The 759-nt window shown below is 40.7% G+C and carries 1 protein-coding gene; it reads right to left on the reverse strand.

Annotation, left to right across the window (positions count from 1 at the left end):
* A partial coding sequence (locus tag AACM45_RS20300; protein ID WP_339145036.1) for a class I SAM-dependent methyltransferase occupies positions 1–759 on the reverse strand: 759 nt, incomplete at both ends.

Raw genomic sequence — 759 nt, forward strand, 5'->3', positions numbered from 1 at the left:
ATCTACTTTGCCGAGCTGGTTAAGGAAAGGGGTATTGTAGAGCTTATCTACACTTTGGATATCCCCAATACCGTTTTGTTGGTCATTCTTTCTGCCCTTTTTTCCATTTGCCGAAATGATGAGGTCATACCTATATTTGCTCAATTCATTCTCAAATGACCAATCCCGCTCAAGGATATGAAAATCGAGGTTTCCATATCTTTTACTCATTTGCTTGAAGTAAGCAGGGCTTATCAGCAATTCGTTTTCCTTGAATGCGATTGTGTCTATATCCTGTTCACTATAAGTTCTTCCCTCATAATCCAACTTCTCCTTAATGATTTTTTTGTGCAGGTCAAGATTCCTTATATCCCCGATAAACACGGATCCTTTTTCAGTAAGCTTATCCATTATTTTGTCCAGGACGTTCTCAAAATATTGGATGCCTGGAAAATATTGGCAAACAGAATTGACAATAATGGTATCAAAAAGGGCATCATCGCTCAGTTGATCAAGCTGGTCAGCCTTTAAATGATAGAAGTGAACATCATCCTCTCGATCTTTAAACTGGCTTTTATGTCGCGCTATGACCGTTTGGGAAATATCCAATCCCGTGTAGCTTGCAACATCATCCAAAAGCGAATACATCAATAGTCCGGAACCCACACCTACTTCTAAAACATTTGATGGCTTTAGACCCCTTATCATGGCCAAGGTCTCATCGCGCCAGGATTCCATCTCTGCCAAAGGAATCTGAAGCCCCGTGACATAACTGGACCA

This window comes from Croceitalea sp. MTPC5 (assembly GCF_036985505.1).
Lineage (GTDB): Bacteria > Bacteroidota > Bacteroidia > Flavobacteriales > Flavobacteriaceae > Croceitalea.